At 61.9% G+C, this 21,765-nt stretch carries 18 protein-coding genes and 2 pseudogenes; 13 read left to right on the top strand and 7 right to left on the bottom strand.

Going from position 1 to position 21,765, the window contains the following annotated elements; all coding sequences use genetic code 11:
• Positions 1–106: 106 nt before the first annotated feature.
• Positions 107–982 (bottom strand): LysR family transcriptional regulator, encoded by an 876-nt coding sequence (locus tag C4J84_RS21420; RefSeq protein ID WP_124430490.1) that lies wholly within the window; start codon positions 980–982, stop codon positions 107–109.
• Positions 983–1,096: 114 nt separating this feature from the next.
• Between C4J84_RS21420 and C4J84_RS21415 the strand changes: the two genes are divergently transcribed.
• The 3 genes from C4J84_RS21415 to catA are packed head-to-tail and all read left to right on the top strand — an operon-like array spanning position 1,097 to position 3,498.
• Entirely contained in the window at positions 1,097–2,224 is a 1,128-nt protein-coding gene (locus tag C4J84_RS21415) for a muconate cycloisomerase family protein (RefSeq protein WP_124368333.1), read from the top strand.
• A 12-nt stretch (positions 2,225–2,236) separates the two neighbouring features.
• Complete coding sequence (gene catC, locus C4J84_RS21410) at positions 2,237–2,527, top strand: muconolactone Delta-isomerase (RefSeq protein ID WP_124436056.1); 291 nt, start codon at positions 2,237–2,239, stop codon at positions 2,525–2,527.
• 41 nt (positions 2,528–2,568) lie between these two features.
• A complete protein-coding gene (gene catA, locus C4J84_RS21405) occupies positions 2,569–3,498 on the top strand; it encodes a catechol 1,2-dioxygenase (protein ID WP_124410755.1) in 930 nt (309 codons plus the stop codon).
• A gap of 124 nt (positions 3,499–3,622) precedes the next feature.
• On the opposite strand, the gene C4J84_RS21400 is transcribed toward catA, so the two are convergent.
• Positions 3,623–4,096: an Lrp/AsnC family transcriptional regulator gene (locus C4J84_RS21400; RefSeq protein ID WP_124364384.1), complete on the bottom strand. Its 474-nt coding sequence runs from the start codon at positions 4,094–4,096 to the stop codon at positions 3,623–3,625.
• A 143-nt stretch (positions 4,097–4,239) separates the two neighbouring features.
• On the opposite strand from C4J84_RS21400, the gene kynU reads away from it, so the two are divergent.
• Together kynU and C4J84_RS21390 are read left to right on the top strand one after the other, a co-directional pair.
• Positions 4,240–5,490 carry a kynureninase gene (gene kynU, locus C4J84_RS21395; protein ID WP_124436055.1) on the top strand — a complete coding sequence of 417 codons (1,251 nt, stop codon included), beginning with the start codon at positions 4,240–4,242 and terminating at the stop codon, positions 5,488–5,490.
• A 156-nt stretch (positions 5,491–5,646) separates the two neighbouring features.
• A complete protein-coding gene (locus C4J84_RS21390; protein ID WP_124436054.1) occupies positions 5,647–7,053 on the top strand; it encodes an amino acid permease in 1,407 nt (468 codons plus the stop codon).
• Here the strand turns inward: C4J84_RS21390 and C4J84_RS21385 are convergent.
• The gene (locus C4J84_RS21385; protein ID WP_124436053.1) at positions 6,999–7,895 is read right to left on the bottom strand and encodes a LysR substrate-binding domain-containing protein; all 897 of its coding nucleotides are present in this window, start codon (positions 7,893–7,895) and stop codon (positions 6,999–7,001) included. The genes C4J84_RS21390 and C4J84_RS21385 overlap by 55 nt on opposite strands.
• Positions 7,896–7,986: 91 nt before the next feature.
• Between C4J84_RS21385 and C4J84_RS21380 the strand changes: the two genes are divergently transcribed.
• From C4J84_RS21380 to C4J84_RS21365, 4 genes are all read left to right on the top strand, one after another.
• Positions 7,987–8,754, top strand: coding sequence for a sulfite exporter TauE/SafE family protein (locus C4J84_RS21380; RefSeq protein ID WP_124436052.1), 768 nt, complete (start codon positions 7,987–7,989; stop codon positions 8,752–8,754).
• Positions 8,755–8,783: 29 nt separating this feature from the next.
• Positions 8,784–9,680, top strand: coding sequence for a LysR family transcriptional regulator (locus C4J84_RS21375; protein WP_124430485.1), 897 nt, complete (start codon positions 8,784–8,786; stop codon positions 9,678–9,680).
• 103 nt (positions 9,681–9,783) lie between these two features.
• Positions 9,784–10,677, top strand: coding sequence for an NAD-dependent epimerase/dehydratase family protein (locus C4J84_RS21370; protein ID WP_124430484.1), 894 nt, complete (start codon positions 9,784–9,786; stop codon positions 10,675–10,677).
• 372 nt (positions 10,678–11,049) lie between these two features.
• Entirely contained in the window at positions 11,050–12,495 is a 1,446-nt protein-coding gene (locus C4J84_RS21365) for a SulP family inorganic anion transporter (RefSeq protein WP_124436051.1), read from the top strand.
• A gap of 2 nt (positions 12,496–12,497) precedes the next feature.
• On the opposite strand, the gene C4J84_RS21360 is transcribed toward C4J84_RS21365, so the two are convergent.
• A complete protein-coding gene (locus tag C4J84_RS21360; protein ID WP_124364376.1) occupies positions 12,498–12,872 on the bottom strand; it encodes a lysozyme inhibitor LprI family protein in 375 nt (124 codons plus the stop codon).
• Between the two features lie 245 nt (positions 12,873–13,117).
• Here C4J84_RS21360 and C4J84_RS21355 point away from each other — a divergent pair, with 245 nt between their 5' ends.
• The 4 genes from C4J84_RS21355 to C4J84_RS21340 are packed head-to-tail and all read left to right on the top strand — an operon-like array spanning position 13,118 to position 17,216.
• A complete protein-coding gene (locus C4J84_RS21355) occupies positions 13,118–14,467 on the top strand; it encodes a gluconate:H+ symporter (RefSeq protein ID WP_256657813.1) in 1,350 nt (449 codons plus the stop codon).
• 25 nt (positions 14,468–14,492) lie between these two features.
• On the top strand, positions 14,493–15,353 hold the full coding sequence (locus tag C4J84_RS21350) for a MurR/RpiR family transcriptional regulator (protein WP_124436050.1): 861 nt from the start codon (positions 14,493–14,495) through the stop codon (positions 15,351–15,353).
• Between the two features lies 1 nt (position 15,354).
• On the top strand, positions 15,355–16,818 hold the full coding sequence (locus tag C4J84_RS21345; RefSeq protein WP_124436049.1) for an amidohydrolase family protein: 1,464 nt from the start codon (positions 15,355–15,357) through the stop codon (positions 16,816–16,818).
• Positions 16,819–16,847: 29 nt separating this feature from the next.
• Positions 16,848–17,216: a glyoxalase superfamily protein gene (locus C4J84_RS21340; RefSeq protein WP_124430479.1), complete on the top strand. Its 369-nt coding sequence runs from the start codon at positions 16,848–16,850 to the stop codon at positions 17,214–17,216.
• Between the two features lie 625 nt (positions 17,217–17,841).
• On the opposite strand, the pseudogene C4J84_RS26825 reads toward C4J84_RS21340, so the two are convergent.
• The 3 genes and pseudogenes from C4J84_RS26825 to C4J84_RS21330 form a co-directional block, all read right to left on the bottom strand.
• A pseudogene (locus C4J84_RS26825) lies at positions 17,842–18,435 on the bottom strand (methyl-accepting chemotaxis protein); the annotation flags it as partial.
• A gap of 309 nt (positions 18,436–18,744) precedes the next feature.
• Positions 18,745–19,761 (bottom strand): annotated as a pseudogene (locus tag C4J84_RS26820) (methyl-accepting chemotaxis protein); the annotation flags it as partial.
• Positions 19,762–19,926: 165 nt separating this feature from the next.
• On the bottom strand, positions 19,927–21,753 hold the full coding sequence (locus C4J84_RS21330; RefSeq protein ID WP_124372475.1) for a CocE/NonD family hydrolase: 1,827 nt from the start codon (positions 21,751–21,753) through the stop codon (positions 19,927–19,929).
• Positions 21,754–21,765 lie beyond the last annotated feature (12 nt).

Raw genomic sequence — 21,765 nt, 5'->3', positions numbered from 1 at the left:
GGGGGCTTGCCCCCGATTGCGGTGTATCAGTGACAGATGTGCTGACTGACACTCCGCTATCGGGGCAAGCCCCCTCCCACATTGGAATTGTGGTGTTTGCAAGGTTTCACAGCAGCTCTTCAACCAGTTGCAGGCAATGACCGAGCCCCGGCGATTGATCATTCACCCGCCGGCTGAGAATGATCGGCGACGTCGCGGTGGCTTCCACGATCGGCGTGTAGCCGATATCAGCGCGGTGCAGCACCTGGACCGACGCCGGTACCAGCGTCACGCCCATGCCGGCGCCCACCAGGCCGATCGCGGTCTGCAGCTCGTTGGTCCACTGCGCCACGTTAAGGCTCAGGCCATGGGCGTCGAACAGCGCGATCACGTGGTCGGCGTAACTGGGTCGCGGGTTGCCGGGGTACAGCACAAAGGGTTCGGCGGCCAGTTGCGCAAGGCTCGCGGGCGCGCCGAGCAACGGGTGACCACTGGGCAACACCGCCACCAGTCGGTCTTGCACCAGTACACGCTGGACGATGGCCGGGTCGTCGATGCGGATCCGCCCGAAGCCCACATCGATGCGCCCCGCCTTGAGCGCTTCGACCTGCTGCACGGTGGTCATCTCCGACAAGCCCAATTCCAACGCCAGCGACTCATGGGTGCGCAACCGCCGAATCAGTTCCGGCAGCACGCCGTACAAGGTCGACGGCGCAAAACCGATGCCCAGCCAGGTCTTCTCGCCCAGGCCGATGCGCCGGGTGTTGTCGCACACCGTGCCCAATTGCTCGAGCAGCACATTGGCGTGCTCATAGAAAAACCGCCCGGCCTCGGTCAGCCGCAGCGGCCGGCCGCGTTCGAGCAGCACCACGCCCAATTCGTCTTCCAATTGCTGGATCTGCCGACTCAACGGCGGCTGGGCGATGTGCAGGCGTTCGGCCGCACGGGTGAAGTTGAGGGTCTGCCCCAGCATCTGGAAATAGCGCAGGTGACGCAGTTCCATGTTGGCTCCTTTAATACCTTCAAGGTATTGAACCAGACCAATTCTATATTGGAACCCTCTAACCACGCAGCACAGAATCGACGCAAACCTATAAAGAACCCAACGGGTATTGCCATGCCGATTTGCCCCATCGAGTCGATCGAAACGATCATCGTCGATCTGCCCACAATCCGCCCTCACACGCTGGCGATGCACACCATGCAAAACCAGACCCTGGTGATCATCCGCCTGCGTTGCGCCGATGGCATCGAGGGTATCGGTGAGTCCACCACCATCGGCGGCCTGAGCTATGGCAACGAGAGCCCTGAGAGCATCAAGGTCAACATCGACCGGCACTTCGCGCCGCTGCTGATCGGCCAGGACGCGAGCAATATCAACGCCGCCATGTTGCGCCTGGAGCGCAGCATTCGCGGCAACACCTTCGCCAAGTCGGGGATCGAAAGCGCGTTGCTCGATGCCCTCGGCAAGCGCCTGAACCTGCCGGTCAGCGCACTGCTCGGCGGGCGTGTGCGCGATGCCTTGCCGGTGGCCTGGACCCTGGCCAGCGGCAACACCGCCCAAGACATTGCCGAGGCCGAGAAGATGCTCGACTTGCGCCGCCATCGCGTCTTCAAATTGAAGATCGGTGCCGGTGCAGTCGAACGTGACCTGGCCCATGTACTCGCGATCAAGCGCGCGCTGGGTGAGCGTGCCAGCGTGCGCGTCGATGTCAACCAGGCCTGGGACGAGGCCGTGGCCCTGCGCGCCTGCAAGGTGCTGGGAGACAGCGGTATCGACCTGATCGAACAGCCGATCTCGCGCAACAACCGCGGCGGCATGGCGCGGCTGAACCTGTCGAGCCCGGCGCCGATCATGGCCGATGAATCCATTGAGTGCGTCGAGGATGCCTTCAACCTGGCCCGCGAAGGCGCGGCCTCGGTGTTCGCCCTCAAGATCGCCAAGAACGGCGGCCCGCGTGCGGTATTGCGCACGGCGGCGATTGCCGAAGCGGCGGGCATCGGCCTCTACGGCGGCACTATGCTCGAAGGCGGCATTGGCACCCTGGCCTCGGCACACGCGTTCCTCACGCTGGGCACGCTGGCATGGGGCACCGAACTGTTCGGCCCGTTGCTGCTCACCGAAGACATCCTCACCGAACCGCTGCTGTATCGCGACTTCGAGCTGCATGTCTCCACCGCGCCGGGCCTGGGCCTAGCGATCGATGAAGAGCGCCTGGCGTTCTTCCGTCGGGATAAACACTAAGAGGCGCCTGCCATGTTGTTCCACGTAAAAATGACCGTGAACCTGCCGCTCGACATGCCCCCCGAGCGCGCCGCCAACCTCAAGGCCGAAGAAAAAGCCCTGGCCCGGCACCTGCAGCAAGAGGGCAAATGGCGTCACCTGTGGCGCATCGCCGGGCACTACGCCAACTACAGCGTGTTCGATGTCGAGAGCGTGCAAGACCTGCATGACACGCTGATGCAACTGCCGTTGTTTCCCTATATGACCATCGAAGTGAATGCGCTGTGTCGGCACCCGTCGTCGATCCATGACGACGACCGCTGAGCCTTTTTTGCACCCGATAATTACAAGATGAGGATTGCACCATGTCCATCCGACTGTCCCAGACGGCCCACGCCCAGCAGTTTCTCGAACAAGCCAGCGGCAATCTCAATGATGGCGGCAACCCGCGCACCAAGGCGCTGATCTACCGGATCCTGCGCGACACCGTGAACATCATCGAAGACCTGGAAGTGACCCCGCAAGAGTTCTGGAAGGCGGTCAACTACCTCAACGAACTGGGCAAACACCAGGAAGCCGGCTTGCTCGCCGCCGGGCTGGGCCTGGAGCATTACCTGGACCTGTTGATGGACGCCGCCGACATCGAAGCCGGCAAATCCGGTGGCACGCCACGCACCATCGAAGGCCCGCTGTACGTGGCCGGTGCGCCGTTGTCCAAATACGAAGCGCGCCTGGATGATGGCACGGACGATGCCGTACCGCTGTTCATGCGCGGGCAGGTGCGCGACACCGACGGCAAGCCGTTGGCGGGGGCGATTGTCGATGTGTGGCAGGCCAATACCGGCGGCACGTATTCGTGGTTCGACCCGACGCAATCGGAGTTCAACCTGCGCCGACGCATCGAGACCGACGCGCAGGGCAACTACCGTTTTCGCAGCATCGTGCCGTCCGGCTACGGCTGCCCGCCGACCGGGCCGACCCAGCAGCTGCTCGACCAATTGGGGCGTCACGGGCAGCGTCCGGCGCACATTCACTTCTTCATCTCGGCGCCGGGGCATCGGCACCTGACCACCCAGATCAACCTGTCGGACGACCCGTACCTGCATGATGACTTTGCCTACGCCACCCGCGACGAATTGATCGCCGAGATTCGCTTCAGTGACGACCCGCAACTGGCGCGGGAGTTTGGCGTGGAGGGTCGGTTTGCGCAGATTGATTTTGACTTTGAATTGCAGCCAGCCACTGCGCCGATGGAGCAACAGCGCATGCAGCGAGTCCGAGCCCTCGAGGACTGAACGCGGTCAAAAAAATGTGGGAGGGGGCTTGCTCCCGATAGCGGTGTGTCAGTCACTAATAGGTCAACTGACACGCCGCCATCGGGAGCAAGCCCCCTCCCACATTTGAACTTTGTTGCAGGTGCTATTTGCGAATAACCAGATCCAGCACCTCATCCCGATCCTTGATCTTCTGCAACACAATCTCCGAACGGATATCCATCACCCCCGCCGTGCGGTTCAGGTGGTTCACGATAAAGTCCGAAAAATGCTTGAGGTTGCGCGCCTGTACCCGCAGCACATAGTTGCTCGCGCCGGTGATCACATAGGCACTGGCCACTTCCGGCCAGCCCTGCACTTTCTGGATGAACGTCTCATGCCAGTCTTCCACATCCTGGCGCAGCGACAGATGCACGATGGCCTCAAGCTCAATGCCCAACTGCTCGGCATTGAGTACCGCGCGATAGCCGCTGATCACGCCTTCGCTCTCCAGCAGGCGCAAACGGCGCAGGCAGGCGGAGGGCGACAGCGCGACTTTTTCCGCCAGTTCCTGGTTACTGATACGGCCATCCTGTTGCAGGAAATGCAGGAGGCGCAGGTCGGTGGCGTCAAGAATCATGGTTGGCATAAATCCGCGTGTTTGCAGGTTAAATTCGAATTTCCTACAGCTTAAATAGCCCTTCGCCCACCACTTTGCACGAAAATTCTCTAAAAGTTCGTTCATTATTTGCTACATATTTCCGATAAAAACCAGGACTGCCCATGACCACCCGAAGCCATTGCCAAGCCCTCGATACCCAGGACGCGCTGGCGCCATTGCGCCGCGAATTTGCCTTGCCCGAGGGCGTGATCTACCTCGACGGCAACTCCTTGGGCGCGCGCCCGGCGGCGGCGTTGGCGCGGGCGCAACAGGTGATCGGGCAGGAGTGGGGCGATGGCTTGATTCGCAGCTGGAACAGCGCGGGCTGGGCGGATTTGTCCCAGCGCCTGGGCAATCGCCTGGCGCCACTGATCGGTGCGCGGGAGGGCGAAGTGGTGATCACCGATACCACTTCCATCAACCTGTTCAAAGTCCTCAGCGCCGCGCTGACCGTGCAGCGCCAGCGCCAGCCGGCGCGCAAGGTGATCGTCAGCGAAGAGAGCAACTTTCCCACCGATCTGTACATCGCCGAGGGTCTCGCCGAATTGCTGCAACAGGGTTACTCGTTGCGCCTGGTCAACAGCCCGGACGAACTGCCCCAGGCCATCGATGAGGACGTGGCGGTGGTGATGCTTACCCACGTCAACTACAAGACCGGTTACATGTACGACATGCTTGCGCTCACTGCCTTGAGCCATGAATGCGGCGCGCTGAGCATCTGGGACCTGGCCCATTCGGCGGGCGCGGTGCCCATCGACCTGCACGCGGCCGGCGCCGATTATGCGATTGGCTGCACCTACAAATACCTCAATGGCGGCCCTGGCTCCCAGGCGTTCGTGTGGGTCAACCCGGCGTTGGTGGACCTGGTGCGCCAGCCGCTGTCGGGCTGGTTCGGGCATACCCGCCAGTTCGCTATGGAATCCAACTATGCGCCTAGCGCCGGCATCGCCCGCTACCTGTGCGGCACCCAGCCGATCACCTCGCTGGCTATGGTCGAGTGCGGCCTGGAGATTTTCGAGCGCACCGATATGAGCAGCCTGCGCAGCAAATCCCTGGCCCTGACCGACCTGTTTATCGCCCTGGTCGAAGCACGCTGTGCGGCCCATCACCTGGTGCTGATCACACCCCGTGAACATGCCCGGCGCGGCAGCCATGTCAGCTTCGAACACCCGCAAGGCTATGCAGTGATCCAGGCCCTGATCGCCCGTGGTGTGATCGGCGACTACCGCGAGCCGCGCATCATGCGCTTCGGTTTTACCCCGCTGTACACACGCTTTACCGACGTGTGGGACGCCGTGGAAATCCTCGCTGACATTCTCGACAACACCACCTGGGACCAGCCGCAATTCAAGGTTCGCCATAGCGTCACCTGAATACACCTAGATCCAAATGTGGGAGGGGGCTTGCTCCCGATAGCAGTGTGTCAGTAGGCATATCAGTGCCTGACACACCGTTATCGGGAGCAAGCCCCCTCCCACAGGGGATCTGTGGCAACAGCAGCAATCACAATAATAAAAGAGGCACATCACGTGACCACGCCAGACAACGGCTTTGCAGACATTACCCACCGCGAACTGGGCCTGAGGCGCCAGCTCACTTCGGGCCAGATGAGCATGATCGCCATCGGCGGCGCTATCGGGACCGGGCTGTTCATGGGCAGCGCCTACGCCATCGGCTATGCCGGGCCCAGCGTGTTGCTGAGCTACGCCATCGGGGCGTTGATTACCTTGATATTGATGGGGTGCCTGGCGGAGATGACGGTGGCCCATTCCACCTCCGGCTCCTTTGGTGCCTACGCCGAGTTCTACATCAGCCCGCTGGCCGGGTTCCTGGTGCGGTATGCCTACTGGGCGGCGATTGTATTGGCGGTGGGGGCCGAGGTCACGGCGGTGGCGATGTACATGAAGTACTGGTTCGCCAACGTGCCGGAATGGGTGTGGATCGTGTCGTTTTCCAGCGTGCTGATCCTGCTCAATGCGATCAGCGTGAAGACCTTCGGCACCTTCGAATACTGGTTTTCCACCATCAAGATCGGCGCCATTGTTGGCTTCATCATCTTGGCGGTGTACGTGGTGTTCGGCTCCGGCAATCCGGATTACGGCGTGCAGAACTACACGGCCCACGGCGGTTTTTTCCCCCATGGGTTAAGCGGTATGTGGGTGGCGGTGATCGTGTCGATCTTCAGCTACTTGAGCGTGGAGATGATCGCGGTGGCGGCCGGCGAAGCGGCCGACCCGGAGCGGGCGGTGAAGAAAGCCTTTCGCGCGACCATCGTGCGCCTGGTGGTGTTCTACCTGCTGACCCTGGCGCTGATGCTCGCCATCGTGCCGTGGAACCAGGCCGGCCAAGCCCAGAGCCCGTTCGTCACGGTGATGCAGACCATCGGCATTCCCGGCGCCACCGGGGTGATGAATTTCGTGATCCTGATCGCGGCGTTGTCGGCCATGAACAGCCAGCTCTACATCACCACGCGCATGATGTTCAGCCTGTCCCGCGCGGGTTTTGCGCCCAAGTCCATGGGCGCGTTGAGCAAGAGCGGCATCCCGCTCAATGCCCTGCTGCTGTCCAGCTCCGGTATCGCCTTGGCGACCTTGCTCAACCTGGTGTACCCGGAAAGCTCGTTCACGCTGATGATGGCGATCTCGATGTTCGGCGCGGTCTTCACCTGGTTCATGATCTTCCTCACGCACCTGTTTTTCCGCCGCTACCGCCAGCGCCACGGCGGGGCGAAGTTGTCTTTCGAGCTGCGCCTGTTTCCCTACAGCACACTGCTGGGCCTGGTGCTGATGGGCGCGGTGATGATCACCACGTATTTTACCGAGGCATTCAAGATGACCCTGGTGTTTGGCGTGCCGTTCCTGCTGATCCTGAGCGCGGTGTACTACGGGTTTTTCCGCAAGGGCAGGGCCAAGGCGTCGAACAAGGCCCTGGCATAACCCGGCAGGTGTTCGAACGAGCGTGCGCAGAGCAGCAAGTGGCGACAGGCCCAGTCCTCCTTGAGCGGCTGGGCCTTGATGCGAACGTCCGGCGGCCAGCGGTCCAGGGCGGCCTTGGGCACGATGCCCAGGCCCGCGCCCCGGGCGACCATGCGAATCACCCCATCGAAACCCTCGGCGCGGATCCGCGTTTGCAGGCGAAACCCCGCATGCAGCGCCTGTTCCTCCAGGTACACCGCTAACGCACTGCTGGCGGCGAGGCCCACGTAGTCGTGTTGCAGGCTGTCGATGAAACTCACCGTGCCGGCTGCCAGCGGATGCTCTACGGGCATGATCAGCACCAGCGGATCGTCGTGAAAGGGCAGGGTCTGCAGGCCGGAGGTGTCCACCGCATCGGAGATGATCCCCAGGTCGGCCGTGCCTTGGCGCAGGGCTTGGGTGATGCGCAGGCTGGGCAGCTCCTGCAGGTCGATATCGAGGTTGGGGTGCTCGCACAGAAAGTCCGCCAATCGCTCCGGCAGGTATTCGCTCAGGGCCGTGGTATTGCACAGCAGGCGCACCTGGCCTTTGACGCCGTTGGCGTATTCAGCCAGGTCTTGTTGCAGATGCTCGGCCTGTTGCAGCAGCAGGCGGGCGTGGCGGCCCAGGGCTTTGCCGGCGGGTGTCGGGGTGACGCCACGGCGGCCACGCTCCAGGCATTCGACGCCCAGTGAAGCCTCCATCGCCCGAACGCGTGCGCTGGCGGCGGCCAGGGATAAATGGCTGCGGGCGGCACCGGCGGTGATGTTGCCGGCGTCCAGTATGTGCAGGTAGAGGCGCAGGTCGATCAGGTCAAAGTGCATGCTGAAGATTTCCTCTGCCTCACTCAAAACAAGAGGCTGCCTCAGTATATGGCGAATTTCCAACGGTTCATCCACACCGCACACTTACGTCATGACGACTTTACTGGCTTTCTACCAAACCCTCGGCCCGGCCCTGACACTGCTGGTGATCGGCACTTTCCTGCTGGCCGGCACGGTGAAGGGCGTGATCGGCCTGGGCCTGCCCACCGTGGCCATGGGCATGCTCGGCCTGGCTATGTTGCCGACACAGGCTGCGGCGTTACTGATCATCCCCTCGACGGTCACCAACCTCTGGCAACTGGCGCTGGGCGGTCACCTGGGCACCTTGCTCAAGCGCCTGTGGCCGATGCTGTTGCTGATTTTTCTCGGTGCCGGCCTGGGCACGCTGTGGCTGGGCATGGACGCTGGGGCGTGGGTGGTGCGCGCGTTGGGCGGGGCGTTGTTGCTGTATGCGGTGAGCGGATTATGCCTGCCCACTTTCCAGGTCGGGCCGCGCACCGAGCGCTGGCTGGGCCCGCTGTGTGGGCTGATCACGGGCCTCATCACCGCGGTCACCGGCGTGTTCGTGATTCCCGCAGTGCCCTATCTGCAAGCTCTAGGCTTGAGCCGTGATCAGCTGGTGCAGGCGCTGGGGCTGTCGTTCAGCGTGTCGACCCTGGCGTTGGCCGCCGGGCTGGCCTGGCGCGGTGCGCTCGGTGGTGGTGAAGTCGGTGCGTCGTTGTTGGCGCTGGTGCCGGCCTTGCTGGGAATGTGGCTGGGCCAGGCGCTACGCCAGCGCATCAGTGCGCTATGGTTCAAGCGGGTTTTTTTCACCGGCATGGCGCTGTTGGGAGGCCATTTGTTGCTGAGTGGTCAATAATGAGCCCGAGCCGATAACCAGGACCGCCCGTGAAAGCCCGATCCGATGAACTGCAGATATTTGTCAGCGTGATTGAATGCGGCTCGATTTCCGCCGCCGCCGAGCAGGTCGGGCAGACGCCATCGGCGGTCAGTCGCACCTTGTCGCGCCTGGAAGCCAAGCTCGATACCACCCTGATCAACCGCACCACGCGGCGCATGGACCTGACCGAGGAGGGCCGGTATTTCTTCGAGCAGGCCAAGGTGATCCTGGCGCAGATGCAGGCGCTGGAAGAACGCCTGTCGTCACGCCAGAAAAAACCGGCCGGGCGGCTGCGCATCAATGCGGCGGTGCCGTTCATGCTGCACGGGATCCTGCCATACATCGGCGAGTTTCGTGATCTGTACCCAGACATCCAGTTGGAGCTCAACAGCGACGACGTGATCATCGACCTGCTGGAGCAAAGCACCGACATCGCCATTCGTATCGGCACCCTGGCCGACTCGACCCTGCATGCCCGCGCGCTGGGCAGCACGCCGCTGCACATCCTGGCCAGCGCCGACTACCTCAAGCAACACGGCACACCGAGCACCATTGCCGACTTGGCCGAGCATACCTTGCTGGGCTTCACCCAGACCGACACCCTCAACCATTGGCCGCTGCGCCATGGCGAGGGCGACAGCTGGCTGATCCAGCCGGGCATTGCCGCGTCCAGCGGTGAAACCGTGCGCCACCTGGCTTTGCAGGGGCAGGGCATTTGTTGCCTGTCCAACTTCATGACCCACGAAGACATCGAGGCCGGGCGCCTGGTACCGCTGCTGGAAGCATTCAACAGTGGCTATCGCCAGCCGATCCATGCGGTGTATTACCGCAATTCGCAACTGGCGTTGCGTATTCAGTGTTTCCTGGATTTTATCCAGGCCAAGCTGGCACGTTATGCGGTGTGATTCGTGACTGGCGCGCAAGAGTGAATTGGCCTGTACGGGGTTATTCGACGCCAGGGCGTGCTTGATACTGGGTTCATCACTTACCCAGTCAGGAGCACTCTCCATGAATGTATTCGTTACCGGCGCAGCCGGTTTTATCGGCGGCTCCATCGCCACCGGCTTGGTCAAGGCCGGCCACGCCGTCACCGGCCTGGTGCGCAGCGCCGAGCAAGCCGCGCAAATGACGGCACTGGGCATCACTCCAGTGATCGGCACCCTGGATGACGCCGCTGTATTGACCGAGCAGGCGCAGCACGCCGATGCGGTGATCAATGCCGCCAGCAGCGACCACCGTGCGGCCGTCGAAACCCTGCTGGGTGCCTTGAAAGGCTCCAACAAGGTGTTCCTGCACACCAGCGGTTCGAGCATCGTTGGCGATGCGTCGGGCGGCAAGGCCAGTGAGGTCATTTACGTTGAGGACAACCTGCCGGAGCCGACCGTCGACAAGGCCGCTCGCGTGGCGATCGATAACCTGATCCTGGCCGCTGCCCAGGAAGGTGTGAATTCGGCGGTGATCTGTAACACCCTGATCTATGGTCACAGCCTGGGCGTGAAGCGCGACAGCGTGCAATTGCCACGCTTGCTCAAGCAGGCCCGCAAGAGTGGAGTAGTACGCCACGTGGGACCAGGGCAGAACATCTGGTCCAATGTGCATATCGAAGACGTGGTCGCGCTGTACCTGCTGGCGCTGACGAAGAATGTGCCGGGCACGTTCTACTTCGTCGAAAGCGGCGAAGCCTCGTTTATCGACATGACCACGGCCATCGCGCAAGCGCTTGAACTGGGCGAACCGCAGGATTGGCCGCTGGCCGAGGCCGAAGCCGAGTGGGGTTATGAAATGGCCAACTATGGCCTTGGCTCCAACAGCCGGGTGCGCGGCAAGCATGCCCGTGAGCTGCTGGGGTGGGCGCCGAAGCGTACCTCGGTGGTGGAGTGGATTCGCCACGAGATGGTGTGATGTTCGCTTGATATTGAGGTGAGGCTATCGGAGGCAAGCCCTAATGCCGGTCAGTTAAGAAGTAGCAGGAGCGAGAACTAACTTGTGGCGAGGGAGCTTGCTCCCGCTGGGGCGCGAAGCGGCCCCAAACAATGGGACTGCTGCGCAGTCCAGCGGGAGCAAGCTCCCTCGCCACAGGTTCGGTGTCGCCTTAACTGACTGGCATTAGGGCAAGCCCCCTCCCACACTAGACCGCGTCGCACCGGCTGTGCTCGGTCAAATGTGGGAGGGGGCTTGCTCCCGATTGGCCGCGCCTCGGTCCCGAAGGCTAGCCCAGCGCCGCTCAATTCCGTACCATTCCTCGCCTTATCCCCCGCAACTCCCTGGTATTCCATGAAGCTCACCCGTCTGCGCGCCGACGCCCTGGCCGGCCTCACCACGTCATTTGCCTTGCTGCCCGAATGCATCGCCTTTGCCCTGGTGGCCCATCTCAACCCGTTGATGGGGCTTTACGGCGCTTTCATCATTTGCACCCTCACCGCATTGTTCGGTGGTCGCCCCGGTATGGTGTCGGGGGCAGCCGGTTCGATGGCGGTGGTGATCGTGGCGCTGGTGGTGCAACACGGCGTGGAATATTTGCTGGCGACGGTGCTGCTGGGCGGGTTGATCATGGTCGCTTTCGGCCTGTTGCGCCTGGGCAAGCTGGTGCGCATGGTGCCGCACCCGGTGATGCTGGGGTTCGTCAACGGCCTGGCGATTATCATTGCGCTGGCGCAGTTGGAGCACTTCAAGAACGGTGAAACCTGGCTCAGCGGTACGCCGTTGTACGTGATGGCCGGGCTGGTCGTAGTGACCATGGCCATCGTCTACCTGTTGCCACGCCTGACCCGTGCCGTGCCGCCGGCCCTGGTGGCGATCCTCGGCGTGGGCCTGGCGGTGTACCTGCTCGGCCTGCCCACCCGCACCCTGGGCGATATGGCGCACATCGCGGGTGGCCTGCCGACCTTCGCCCTACCGCAGATTCCCTTGACCTTGGAAACCCTCGGCATCATCGCGCCGTATGCGCTCCTGATGGCCATGGTCGGTCTGCTGGAAACCCTGCTGACGCTCAACCTCACCGACGAGATCACCGAAACCCGTGGCTACCCCGACCGCGAAAGCGTGGCCCTGGGCGCGGCGAATATGGTCTCGGGCCTGTTCGGCGGCATGGGCGGTTGCGCGATGATCGGGCAAACCGTGATCAACCTCAGTTCCGGCGGGCGTGGACGTTTCTCCGGGGTGTTCGCTGGGGTGATGATCCTGCTGTTCATTTTGTTTCTGTCGCCGCTGATCGAGCGGATTCCGCTGGCGGCGCTGGTGGGGGTGATGTTCGTGGTGTCCCAGCAGACCTTTGCCTGGGCGTCGTTGCGGGTGATCAACAAGGTGCCGCTCAATGACGTGCTGGTGATCATGGCGGTGACGGTCATCACCGTGTTCACTGACCTTGCGACTGCGGTGCTGTGCGGCATCGTGATCGCGGCGCTGAACTTCGCCTGGCAACAGGCCCGTGAGCTGTATGCCGATGAACACCTGGAAGCCGACGGCAGCAAACTTTATCGTCTGCACGGCACGTTGTTCTTTGCCTCGACCACGCCGTTCCTGAATCAATTCGACCCGGCCAACGACCCGGCCCAGGTGACGCTCGATTGCCGGCACCTGAGCTTCGTCGATTATTCAGCGATTGCCGCGCTGATGACCTTGCGCGAGCGCTACCGCAAAGCGGGCAAGCAGGTGCGCGTGCTGCATTTGTCGGAGCGCTGCAAGAAGCTGCTCAAGCGGGCGAAGGTTCAGCACGACTAGGGTTACGGGCCGACCAGGTCTTCCAGTTCCTGGGCGCGGGTCTGGGTCATGTCCAGTACGCAGCCGGAGCCGTTGACCTGGTCGATGGTGCCGCCGGTGGCACTGCCGGCAAAGGCGCAATTGGCGTCACGGTATTTGATCCACAGGCGCTGCAGGTCTTGCAACTGGTCCTTGCGGTTGCCTTCCTGAGCGGCCAGCGCGGTCTTGTAAGCCTTGTTCAGCCGGGCATCCTGCACCTTGGCCTCCTTGACGTTGCAACCGACCATCTCGGCGGTGGTGTTGGCGCCGTCCATGCATTTTTTCAGCGCCGGGTTATCGGCGGCGGCGGCGCTGCCGCACAGGGTAATCAGCAGGGCGGCTAGTGTGAAACGCATCATGTTCGGTTCCTGGCAGCAGTGGATGTGCATTCTATGACTCAACCGCGTGGGTTGAGTTTCCAGCTTTTTCTGGTCCTCATGTAAGAACACTCCTCGAATTTTCATACGGCGGTGTCGGGCATATCCCACCGCGACAGCGCTTATCCCTGAGCGAAAATTACTTTCATATAATTTGAAAATCATCCTCGGTAATGATTTATGAGTTTCACAACCTATTCGACGTGACCCTTTCCGAGGAGTACCGCATGGCCGCATCACCGGGCTTCGGGCTATTGGCATACGCTGCCATCGCCATCATTGCTTTGATCGTGCTGATTGCACGTTACCGACTCAACCCGTTTATCGTTATCACACTGGTGTCCATTGGCCTGGCGCTGATGGCCGGGATGCCGGCGGACACTATCATGGGCTCGTACGAAGCGGGGGTCGGCAAGACCCTGGGGCATATCGCTTTGGTGGTGGCGCTGGGCACCATGCTCGGCAAGATGATGGCCGAGTCCGGTGGCGCCGAGCAGGTGGCGCGCACGTTGATCAACCGTTTCGGCGAACGCAATGCCCACTGGGCCATGGTCTGCATCGCGTTTCTGGTGGGACTGCCGCTGTTTTTCGAGGTGGGCTTTGTGTTGCTGGTGCCGATCGCCTTTACCGTGGCGCGACGCGTGGGCGTGTCGATCCTGATGGTCGGCCTGCCGATGGTCGCCGGGCTGTCGGTGGTGCATGCGCTGGTGCCGCCGCACCCGGCGGCGATGATGGCGGTGCTGGCCTATAACGCCTCGGTCGGGCAGACCGTGCTGTATGCGATCCTGGTCGGTGTTCCTACGGCGATCATCGCCGGCCCGGTGTATGCCAAGTTCATCGTGCCGCGCATTCACCTGCCGGCGGAAAACCCGCTGGAACGCCAGTTCATCGAGCGTGAACCGCGCACCCGTCTGCCGAGCTTCGCGCTGACCATGGGCACCATTCTGTTGCCGGTGGTACTGATGATGATTGGCGGCTGGGCCAATGTGATTTCCACGCCGGGCACCGGCTTCAACCAGTTCCTTTTATTCATCGGCAACTCGGTGATCGCGCTGCTCGTGGCGACCCTGGTGAGTTTCTGGACCCTGGGGCTGGCCCAGGGCTTCAACCGTGAGTCGATCCTCAAGTTCACCAATGAATGCCTGGCGCCGACGGCGAGCATCACGCTGCTGGTGGGCGCGGGCGGTGGCTTGAATCGCATCCTGGTGGACGCCGGTGTCACCCACGAGATCCTTGGCCTGGCCAATGCGTTCCAGCTCTCGCCGCTGGTGATGGGCTGGTTGTTCGCCGCGCTGATGCGGATCGCCACGGGCTCGGCCACGGTGGCGATGACCACGGCGTCCGGCGTGGTCGCGCCGGTCGCCCTGGGCCTGGGTTATCCACACCCGGAATTGCTGGTACTGGCGACCGGTGCGGGTTCGGTGATTTTCTCCCACGTCAACGACGGCGGCTTCTGGCTGATCAAGGAATACTTCAATATGACGGTGATCCAGACCTTCAAGACCTGGACCGTGCTGGAGACGTTGATTTCGGTGGTTGCCTTCGCTCTCACCTACGGCCTGTCTCTGGTTTTATGAGCCGCATCCTGTCACTCGGAGCCCCATGGACATCCTCTACCAGATCCGCGCCCGCCAGGCTTCCTTCAGCGCCGGCGAAGGGCGTATCGCCAGGCTGCTGCTCGATGACGTGGGCTTTGCCGCGTCGGCCAGCCTGGAAGCGTTGTCGCAACGGGCCGAGGTCAGTACGGCGACCTTGTCGCGCTTTGCCCGCAGTGTCGGTTGCCGCGACTTGCGTGACCTGCGCCTGCAACTGGCCCAGGCCAGCGGCGTGGGCAGCCGCTTTCTCGACCCGGCGGGGTTGCCGGAACAGTCGGCGTTTCATCGGCAGATTCTGGGTGATATCGAAGCGACGCTGCGCCAGCACCTGTCGGGGTTCAATCAAGACAGCTTTGTCGATGCAGTGAGCCTGCTGGGCAAGGCGCGGATGATCCACGCGTTCGGCATGGGCGGCCCATCGAGCCTCTGCAGCGATGAGCTACAGGTGCGCCTGGTACGCCTGGGCTATCCGATTGCAGCCTGCCATGACCCGGTGATGATGCGCGTGACCGCCGCGACCCTGGGGCCGGAACACGCGTTGATTGTGTGCTCGCTGACCGGCCTTACGCCTGAGCTGTTGGATGTGGTGAGGCTGGCGCGCAGCTACGACGCGCGCATTGTCGTCATCACGCTTGCAGGTTCCCCGCTGGCCGAGTTGGCGGATGTGCTGCTGCCGCTGCAACCGGCTGAAACCAGTTTTATCTACAAACCCACGGCTGCGCGCTACGGCATGCTGCTGGCTATCGACCTGCTTGCCACCGAGCTGGCGCTGGCCATGCCTGACGCCAACCAGGAGCGCCTGCGCCGGATCAAGCTGGCCCTGGACGACTATCGCGGCGGCCCCGACAGCCTGCCGCTCGGAGACTGATATGAAGTACGACACGCTGATTCGCCAGGCGCAGATCATTGATGGCAGCAACAGTGCAGGTTATGTCGCTGACGTGGGCGTACGTGATGGGCGCATCGAGGCGATCGGCGACTTGTCGACAGCGATGGCCGAGCATGAAATCGACGCGACAGGCCGCGTATTGGCGCCGGGGTTTATCGACGTACACACCCACGATGACACGGTGGTTATCCGCCATCCGCAGATGCTGCCCAAACTCAGCCAGGGCGTGACCACGGTGATTGTCGGTAACTGCGGCATCAGCGCCTCACCGGTCAGCCTGCGCGGCAATCCGCCCGATCCGATGAACCTGCTGGGCAACGCCGACGCCTTTGCTTACCCGCGCTTTGTCGATTACCGCGCCGCGGTGGAACGCGCCCACCCAGCGGTCAACGTCGCCGCCCTGATCGGCCACACGGCATTGCGCAGCAATCATATGGATGACCTGCACCGCACGGCCACGGCCCACGAAATCACGGGCATGCGCATGCAGTTGCAGGCGAGTCTGGAGGCCGGAGCCCTGGGTTTATCCACTGGCCTTGCCTACGCCAGCGCATTCAATGCAGACACCGACGAGGTGCTGCAACTGAGTGAAGAGCTGACGGCTTATGGCGCGGTGTACACCACTCACTTACGCAGTGAATTCGAGCCGGTACTGGAGGCAATGGACGAAGCGTTCCTGATCGGCCGGCACGCCAGGGCCCCGGTGATTATTTCCCACCTCAAGTGTGCCGGTGCCGGAAATTGGGGGCGCAGTCCGCAACTGCTGGCGGCGCTTGAAGCGGCGGCGAAAACTCATCCGGTAGGGTGTGATTGTTATCCCTACGCGGCCAGCTCCTCGACCCTGGACCTCAAGCAAGTCACCGATGCGTTCCGTATCACCATCACCTGGTCCACACCGCATCCTGAAATGGGCGGGCGTGACCTGCAGGACATTGCCGCCGAGTGGGATGTTTCGTTGATGGACGCAGCCCGCCGCCTGCAACCGGCGGGAGCGGTGTACTACGGGATGGATGAGGCGGATGTGCGGCGCATTTTGGCGCACCCCTTGTCGATGATCGGGTCGGATGGGTTGCCTGAAGACCCGTTTCCCCATCCGCGCTTGTGGGGCGCGTTTCCACGGGTGCTGGGGCATTTCAGCCGGGATGTGGGATTGTTCCCGTTGCACACCGCTGTGCACAAAATGACCGGGCTGTCGGCGGCGCGTTTTGGCCTGGCTGAGCGAGGCGAAATTCGTGAAGGGCACTGGGCTGACCTGGTGTTGTTCGACCCGTTACGCGTGCGGGATGTAGCGGACTTCAAAGAACCACAGCGGGCAGCCGAGGGCATTGATGGAGTGTGGGTCAACGGTGTGCTGAGCTACAGCGAAGGACAGGCGACGGGGCAGCGCTCGGGTCGATTCCTGGCGCGCAACGGGGATTTGCGTCGGGGTTTTTCGCCTCTATAGTGGGTGCTTTCAAACAGGGAGCCATCGCGATGCACTTAGGAAAAGTCACCCCCATCCTGCGGATTTTCGACGAGGCCAAGGCGCTGGAATTCTATGTCGAATTCCTCGGGTTCAAGGTCGATTGGCAGCATCGTTTCGAGGCGGATTTTCCGTTGTACCTGCAGGTGTCGCTGGGCGAGTGTGTGCTGCATTTGTCCGAGCATCATGGCGATGCGTCGCCGGGCGCAGCGGTGCGGATCCAGGCGCAGGGGATAGACGCGTACCAGCAGCAATTGCAGGCCAAGGGCTACCGTTATGCCAAGCCTGGCGTTGAGGAAACACCTTGGGGCTCGCGGGAGATGAGTATCAAGGACCCGTTTGGGAATCGTGTGGTGTTTGTTGAGGAGGGTGAGAGCTGAGAGGTAAATCGCAGACAATAAAAAACCGCCTTAGTAGGGCGGTTTTTTTGCAATCCAGTGAGTGGCTGGATCGCGACCTCAAAGATGCATTGACCTGCAGGCGGATATTAACCTTGGTCTTATCATCACGCAAGATTGAACGGTGGCCAGTGCTCCTCGATTATCAAACTTCTCTCTCAGTCGAAAAATTCTGCAATAGATCCCACGAACAATACTGGATATTTGGCCACTGCTTGTCACACCTTCACGTGGAGTTTTGGGTAGTCTCTCCTTCGTTCTGCGTTTGTCGCTTTTGGGTGCGCCGGGTATGCGCGCGATTTTCGGACCGACCGCCACGGGCTAGTAATCCGTGCCGGATTCAAGCGGAAGGCCCATCAACCCGGCCGCCTCAAAGATGCATTGACCTGCATCCAAAGGCCCACATGTTCCGGTAAGTGCGCTGGAGGTAAGGCCCAACTCACGGAGGGCCGAGTATGTCTAAGTTTGCACGACGTACATGGAACCTCGTAGTGAACTGCCTGCGTGCTTATCACGTATGGAAGTTTCTGCGGGACAGCTTCGATGACCGTTAAGGTTTGAGAAGTGAAGCCGCCTCGGTTAATCCCGAGGCGGTTTTTTTGATTTCTTACACCCGGAAATGACTGACCATCTGCTGCAACTGGCTACCCAAACGCGCCAATTCCACGCTCGACTTGGCCGTCTCGTCGCTCGCCGTTGCGGTCTGCTCCGACACGTCGCGCACGTTCACAATGCTGCGGCTGATCTCTTCGGCCACGGCGCTCTGCTCTTCGGCGGCGGCGGCGATCTGCTGGTTCATCGACTGGATATTCGACACGGTACGGGTGATGTTTTCCAGCGATACGCCAGCCTTGCGCGTCAGCTCGACGCTGCTGTCGGTGAGGCTGCGGCTGTTGTTCATCACGTTGGCCACTTGTTGGGTACCGTTCTGCAAGCCGGCCACCAGGCCTTCGATTTCCTCGGTGGATTTTTGCGTGCGCTGGGCCAGGCCACGTACTTCGTCGGCGACCACGGCGAACCCACGACCGGCTTCACCGGCGCGCGCTGCTTCAATCGCTGCGTTGAGGGCCAGCAGGTTGGTCTGTTCGGCCACGGCCTTGATCACATCCATCACGCTGCCGATCTTGTTGCTCTCTTGTTGCAGATGGGCCATGGCGTCGGTGGAGCGCGCCACTTCAGCCGCCAGGCGTTCGATCTGGGCGATGGCCTCGGCCACAACTTTATCGCCCGCGCGCGCTTGGCCGTCGGCATCGGCGGCGGCCAAGGAGGCCTGTTCGGCGTTGCGTGCCACTTCCTGCACGGTGGCGGTCATTTCATGCATCGCCGTGGCGACCTGGTCGGTCTCGATCTTCTGGCTGTTGACGCCAGCGCTGGTCTGCTCGGTCACCGCCGACAGTTCCTCAGCGGCGCTGGCGATCTGGGTCACGCCATCACGAATCCCGCTGATCAGTTCACGCAAGGTGGTGCCCATGCGCTGGATGCCTTGTTGCAGCACGCCCAGCTCATCACGACGAGTCACTTGAATGTTGTGGCTCAAGTCGCCGGAGGCGATGCGTTCGACCACCGCCAGGGTGTCTTGCAGCGGACGGGTGATCTGGCGAGTGATCACCAGCGCCGCGATGATGCCCACCAGTAGGGCGAGCAAGGTGCTGATCAATTGCAGGCTACGGGCCTGGGCGCTTTCGGCGTCGCGACGTTCCAGCTGGATGTCGTACAGCTTGTCGCTGATCGTGACGATATCGGTGCCTTGGGTGGTCATCTCGGCACGGGCGGTAACGATGTTGGCGTTGGCGGCCTTGTAGCTCTGCACGGCGCTGCGATAGGCACCGAGTGCGGTGTCCAGCGCGGCCAGCGCGGTTTGCTGGCTGGCGCCGAAGACGGCGTTGAGGCTTTTCAAGCTCGCGATGGCTTTGTCGATTTGTGCAGCGGCGCGGGCTTCGTTTTCTGCGTTGACAGTGTTGGTGTAACCCCGCACTTCGTAGCGCGCCAGCATGAACTCTTCCTTGGCGTCGGTCACGGCCTGGAACTGAGCGAAACGCTCCGGGCTGTCGGGCATCTGCTGCACGCTGGTGTCCAGGGCGTTGATTTGTGCGTTGGCGATGTCGGCTTTGTCGCCCATGACCTGGCGCGCAGCATTGCCGTTGCGATAGGCCTCGCGCATTTTGTTCAAGGACTGCTGATAAGCCGTGATGACGGCTTTCTGTTCATTGAGCAGCTTGAGGTTTTCCGGGCTCTTGAAGCTGTCCAGCAGTTTCTGTTGCTGGGCGGCGAAGGCGTCGAGGCTGGTCTGCACGTTCTGCGCCACGGCTTCGTCACCGTTGGCCAGCATGTATTGCAGGCGCACGATGCGCAGCTTGGTCAGCGAAGCATTGAGCTGGGTGATGTCGCTCATCCAGTTGCTGCGGTCGATCAAACCGCCCAGGCTGGTCCAGCCGGTGAGTGCCAGGATCGAGGTGAGGACCAGTACCAGGCCAAAGCCCAGGCCGAGTTTGAGGTTGACGCTGATGTTACCGAACCAGCTGTTCATCGAAAGCTCCTTGAGAGTGATGTCTGTCTGCTGGACGGGGTGTTGTTGTTTGAGCCAGCCAAGATGTGTAGGGCTGTATCGGCGGCAAAGGGCAATTCTGAAATACTTTTGTTGAGGGGCGACGAAGGGGCGCTATTACCGCGCAGCAATGGCGACCCTCCGGGCTCAGGACACAGTGGTAGGCACCACAGTTAGCCTCATGCACGAAGCGGCGGTGTGGTTCAGGTGCACGCTATTGTGGGCAACCCGAGGCCGGCTGGCCTGACCTGAAGGTTCGCCGCTGTTGGGGTTGACGTCAAAGCGCGGGAAATTGCTGCTGGCGATATCCAGGCGCAGCCGATGGCCGCGCTTGAACAGGTTGCAGGTAGCGAAGGGTTCGATCAGCACCTTGACCCGTTCGCCTGGCGTCAGGAGAGTGGGCTGCTCCCACGACGCTCGGTAACGGCAGCGGCGGATGCCGTCGGTGATATTCATGGCAAATCCATCGGGATAATCGACGCTGGGTGGATACACGTCCACCAGCTTGGCGGTGAAGTCGGTGTCGGGTGCATCGCTCTCGATCCACAGTTCGATTTGCACCTCACCGGCGACGATCAGGTCTTCGTCGAGTGGCTCGGTCTGGAAGCTCAAGACGTCATCACGCTGGGCCAGGGGGCGGTTATCACCTTGGGTGCCGAAAAAGTCGGGACGCTCCCGTTGATCGAAGGCTCCACCGACGAAGACGGGGGCGCCAGAGGTCAGCGCGCCGCCGATGGTCGGGACCGGGTGAGCCGGGTCGGCGCGATAACTCAAGCGGGCGTCTATCTCCACAGGTGCGGTGCGGCTCAACTGTCTGCATGCATTCAGGTAGAGGGTCAGTGTCTGGCTGCCGGGCAGTGGCCATTGCGTAGTGTGCAACCAGCGGCCGCCATGGTGCAGCCGCCCGTTTTCGTCGCGACGACCGCTGCCGCCCCCCATCAGAAACACCTGCACGCTGGCCGTCGTGGTGCGGGGCGACGGCTTCAGGGTTTGCTCGAACCAGGCCAGGCGACAACTGAGCCAGTCCTGATCGACCTGCCCATCGAAAGCGGCTTGCGGGCCGAACTCCACATCGCCGCTGTGGCTGATATTACGGTCGCCATGCAGCCACGGGCCCATCACCAGCCGTTGGCGGGCGGTACCGTTTTGTGTGAAGGCGCGGTAGTTGGCGAGGGTCGAGCTGACATAGGCGTCATACCAGCTGGACATGAACAGCACCGGAATATCGGGCAGTTGACCATAGTGGCCTTCAGCATAGATGCCGGACTTCTGCCAATACTCATCGAAGCGGCCCCGCGCCCACTGCTCCAGCACATAGGCTTCATATTCCGGGACATGGCGCAGTGGCGATTTCCCGGCTTGCCACGGCATGCGAGTGAACCACTGATAAATATCCTCCTGCTCCAGCGCTTCACGAATCAGCGGATCGGCCAGCGCCGCCGGGCTTTCCTTGGCCTGGCGAAAAGCCCAGGTTGCCTGCTTGAGTTCGAAGGCGCCGCCCTGGCGAATTCCGCACTGGTAGGCATTGGCGAAGCCGCCGCTGTCCAGCACCATGCTGCTCAGGCCAGGAGGGTGCAGGCAGGCCATCGCCAGTTGGGTGTGGGCAGCGTAGGACAAGCCCATGCTGCCGATCTCGCCGTTGCACCAGGGCTGTTGGACGATCCAGGCCAGGCTGTCGAAACCGTCGTTGCCCTCGGCGGTGTATTTGGTGAACGTGCCTTCGGAGGCGTAGCGCCCACGGCAGTCCTGGAAGATCGCGACGAAGCCTTGCTCGATAAACCGTCCGGCCATCTGCTCGCGGGAGATGTGCTGGCCGTCGAGCTGTTTTTCCGAGCGCGAGGGCTTGCTCTTGTCGTAGGGCGTGCGTTCGATCACCACCGGAAAAGGTCCATCACCTTCCTTCGGCAGATAAATATCGGTGGCCAGGTGGACGCCGTCACGCATCGCAATCATTTGGTTGCGCAGGACTTGCATGGCGATAACACT

This window comes from Pseudomonas sp. R11-23-07, from assembly GCF_003852295.1.
In the GTDB taxonomy this organism is placed as follows: Bacteria; Pseudomonadota; Gammaproteobacteria; order Pseudomonadales; family Pseudomonadaceae; genus Aquipseudomonas.
The sequence above is the reverse complement of the archived record's forward strand: the minus strand, read 5'-3'. Positions and strand labels throughout refer to the sequence as shown.

What these genes read in the sequence shown, in the direction of transcription:
- C4J84_RS21420 (WP_124430490.1), bottom strand. Translation starts at nt 982, where the DNA reads ATGGAACTGCGTCACCTGCGCTATTTCCAGATGCTGGGGCAGACCCTC.
- C4J84_RS21365 (WP_124436051.1), top strand. Translation starts at nt 11,050, where the DNA reads ATGAAGCTCACCCGTCTGCGCGCCGACGCCCTGGCCGGCCTCACCACG.
- C4J84_RS21370 (WP_124430484.1), top strand. Translation starts at nt 9,784, where the DNA reads ATGAATGTATTCGTTACCGGCGCAGCCGGTTTTATCGGCGGCTCCATC.
- catC (WP_124436056.1), top strand. Translation starts at nt 2,237, where the DNA reads ATGTTGTTCCACGTAAAAATGACCGTGAACCTGCCGCTCGACATGCCC.
- C4J84_RS21385 (WP_124436053.1), bottom strand. Translation starts at nt 7,895, where the DNA reads ATGCACTTTGACCTGATCGACCTGCGCCTCTACCTGCACATACTGGAC.
- C4J84_RS21360 (WP_124364376.1), bottom strand. Translation starts at nt 12,872, where the DNA reads ATGATGCGTTTCACACTAGCCGCCCTGCTGATTACCCTGTGCGGCAGC.
- C4J84_RS21380 (WP_124436052.1), top strand. Translation starts at nt 7,987, where the DNA reads ATGACGACTTTACTGGCTTTCTACCAAACCCTCGGCCCGGCCCTGACA.
- C4J84_RS21400 (WP_124364384.1), bottom strand. Translation starts at nt 4,096, where the DNA reads ATGATTCTTGACGCCACCGACCTGCGCCTCCTGCATTTCCTGCAACAG.
- kynU (WP_124436055.1), top strand. Translation starts at nt 4,240, where the DNA reads ATGACCACCCGAAGCCATTGCCAAGCCCTCGATACCCAGGACGCGCTG.
- C4J84_RS21330 (WP_124372475.1), bottom strand. Translation starts at nt 21,753, where the DNA reads ATGCAAGTCCTGCGCAACCAAATGATTGCGATGCGTGACGGCGTCCAC.
- C4J84_RS21355 (WP_256657813.1), top strand. Translation starts at nt 13,118, where the DNA reads ATGGCCGCATCACCGGGCTTCGGGCTATTGGCATACGCTGCCATCGCC.
- catA (WP_124410755.1), top strand. Translation starts at nt 2,569, where the DNA reads ATGTCCATCCGACTGTCCCAGACGGCCCACGCCCAGCAGTTTCTCGAA.
- C4J84_RS21415 (WP_124368333.1), top strand. Translation starts at nt 1,097, where the DNA reads ATGCCGATTTGCCCCATCGAGTCGATCGAAACGATCATCGTCGATCTG.
- C4J84_RS21350 (WP_124436050.1), top strand. Translation starts at nt 14,493, where the DNA reads ATGGACATCCTCTACCAGATCCGCGCCCGCCAGGCTTCCTTCAGCGCC.
- C4J84_RS21340 (WP_124430479.1), top strand. Translation starts at nt 16,848, where the DNA reads ATGCACTTAGGAAAAGTCACCCCCATCCTGCGGATTTTCGACGAGGCC.
- C4J84_RS21345 (WP_124436049.1), top strand. Translation starts at nt 15,355, where the DNA reads ATGAAGTACGACACGCTGATTCGCCAGGCGCAGATCATTGATGGCAGC.